Genomic DNA, 2,858 nt, shown 5'->3' with positions numbered 1-2,858 from the left:
TAAATATATAAAATAAAAAATCAAAACATATTAATAAAATCCATATATTTATGACAATGCGTAAATATGTGGATTTTATTTTATGAAATTACAGTATGTTATATTTTCTGAAAAATGATTATAATTCTAATATATTGTTCATAGATAAAGAGGAAAGGGGAAAGACTACATGACAAATAATTTAGAAAACCATCCATCCGTATTTGAACCTGTTGCATTTATAGTAAATGTACTTTGCGCTATACTTGGTGCAGTAATAGGGATGCAGCTAGTAACTACACTTGGAGTAACGCCAAATACTTCTATAATAGGTGCACTTATTGCCATGCTTATAGCAAGAATTCCTTTAAATGTACTTAGAAAATTTAGATCAATACACAGGCAAAATATTGTACAGACATCGATATCATCAGCTACATTTGGGGCTGCTAATAGCTTGATGATACCTATAGGCATTCCGTTTCTGATTGGAAGAAGTGATCTTGTAATTCCACTTCTGATAGGTGTTAGTTTTGCCATGATTGTGGATTCTGCCATTTTGTATAATGTATTTGATTCTGAAGTGTTTCCAGCGTCAGGTGCATGGCCGCCGGGAGTTGCCACTGCAGAATCTATACTTGCAGGTGACAAAGGTGGTAAAAGAGCAGGCATACTTGGTATTGGAACTATAGTTGGGGTAATTGGATCTTTCCTGCACATACCGATGTCGGCTTTTGGTATATCATTTATAGGAAATATATGGGCATTATCTATGTTTGGAATAGGTCTTCTAATAAATCAGTATTCCAAGCCCTTATTTAATATAGATGTAAATGCGCTTTACATACCACATGGAATTATGATAGGTGCAGGATTTATAGCCATATGCCAAATTTTCAAGATTATATTTGTTAAACAGAAAGAAGTGAAGAATAAATCAGAAAATGTAAGCTATACTCGTTCGGCTTCAAGAGTTAAAAAGTCTTTACTGTTTGGGTATATAGCCTATGCATTGATTGCTTCTGGAATTGCTATAACTTGTGGACTTGCTTCTAAAATGACTACAAAAATGATAATAGGGTTTGTGATTTATGCTGCTGCAGCTGCTTTTGTTCACGAACTTTTAGTAGGAATTGCAGCAATGCATTCAGGGTGGTTTCCTGCATTTGCCATAGCATTTATTACACTTATAATCGGCATGCTTATAGGATTTCCGCCCATAGGTCTGGCACTGCTTGCTGGATTTAGTGCTGCAACGGGGCCTGCTTTTGCAGATATGGGATATGATTTAAAGTCCGGCTATGTACTCCGTGGAAATGGAAATAATTCAAAATTTGAGCTGTTAGGAAGAAAGCATCAGTATATAGCTGCTATTGTAGCATTTGTAATAGCTATGATAATTGTATTCCTGGCTCATAACAGTTTTTTTTCCAAGGATCTTGTGCCTCCAATAGATAAGGTGTATATATCCACAATTAAGGCTGGTGCGTCAGCTGAGGTCGCAAAACAACTTCTTATCTGGATGATTCCTGGGATAATACTTCAATTTATAGGTGGATCCAGCAGACAACTTGGTGTTTTGTTTGCTACAGGGCTTCTTATAACATCTAAAAACGCCTGTTGGGCCGTGCTTGTTGGTATATTGATAAGGGTGATATTTATAAAACTAAAGGGAAAAGAATCGGAGACACCTCTCAGTATCTTTGCAGGGGGCGTAATAGCAGGAGATGCTTTGTTTAGTTTCTTTAGTCCTATTGTTAAACTGAGAAAATGAAAATTTTTAATTTTTTTAAAAGGAGAATTTTTATGGGGAAAATAAAAATTGATAATGAAGTTTTAAATTATGCCGTTTTCGGCGGGAATATACTTGGAGGTGGCGGCGGCGGCTCCCGGAAGGTTGGAATGGAGCTTGGAAAAGCGGCTCTTGGATATGGAAACATTCAAATGCTTGATATAGATGACATTCCAGAAGATAGACTCATAATTACATGTTCTGCAGTAGGGGCTCCTGCAGCTAATTTACAGCGTATGTCACCGGAAGATGCCATAGACGCTATAAAAATATTTGAACAGAATGTGGATAAGAAAATAGGAGGAATAATAACAAATGAAAATGGCGGAGGTTCCTCCATAAATGGATGGATACAGTCTGCAGCATTGGATGTGCCGCTTGTAGATGCTCCTTGTAATGGGAGAGCCCATCCTACAGGTGTCATGGGAAGTATGGGACTCAACAATATTAAGGATTATGTTTCCTGCCAGACAGCAGTTGGCGGTAATCCTGAAATAAACAAACATATTGAGATATTTGTTAAGGGTTCTATAGAAAACACTTCCAATATGGTAAGGAAAGCCTCTGTATGTGCAGGTGGACTTGTTGCAGTTGTAAGGAATCCCGTTACTGTGAAGTATGTAAAGAAAAATGCTGCTTTGCATGGTGTGAAACATGCGATTGAACTTGGAAAAGTGTTTTTGAAAGCTTTAGGAAAAAATCCATGTACTGCACCTGAAAAAACGGCAGAGTATTTAAATGGTGAGATAATTGCAGATGGCAGAGTTGACAGAATAGATTTGAAAACAAGCGGTGGATTTGATACAGGCAAGGTGCGAGTAGGAAGTTTTGAAATAACATTTTGGAATGAATACATGACTCTTGAGAAAAATGGAGAGAGGCTGGCGTCTTTTCCCGATCTGATAATGACTTTTGACAGTAATACGGGTTTGCCAGTGACGAGTGCGGAAATAAAAAAAGATCAAAATGTCAAGATATTGAAAACTTCCAGGGAAAATCTGAGGCTTGGAAGCGGAATGAGAGATGTAAATTTAATTACCCAGGCTGGGGAAATTGTAAATAAAAAAATTTTATAATTATTTAAATA

2 protein-coding genes are annotated in these 2,858 nt (G+C 36.9%); both read left to right on the top strand.

Annotation, left to right across the window (positions count from 1 at the left end):
• Positions 1-169 precede the first annotated feature (169 nt).
• On the top strand, positions 170-1,753 hold the full coding sequence (locus J5G60_RS17715; RefSeq protein ID WP_150358556.1) for an OPT/YSL family transporter: 1,584 nt from the start codon (positions 170-172) through the stop codon (positions 1,751-1,753).
• Between the two features lie 32 nt (positions 1,754-1,785).
• A complete protein-coding gene (locus tag J5G60_RS17710; protein WP_207708022.1) occupies positions 1,786-2,847 on the top strand; it encodes a DUF917 domain-containing protein in 1,062 nt (353 codons plus the stop codon).
• Positions 2,848-2,858 lie beyond the last annotated feature (11 nt).

The organism is Clostridium sp. HV4-5-A1G, from assembly GCF_900184915.1.
In the GTDB taxonomy this organism is placed as follows: Bacteria; Bacillota; Clostridia; order Clostridiales; family Clostridiaceae; genus Clostridium_B; species Clostridium_B aromativorans.
The sequence above is the reverse complement of the archived record's forward strand: the minus strand, read 5'-3'. Positions and strand labels throughout refer to the sequence as shown.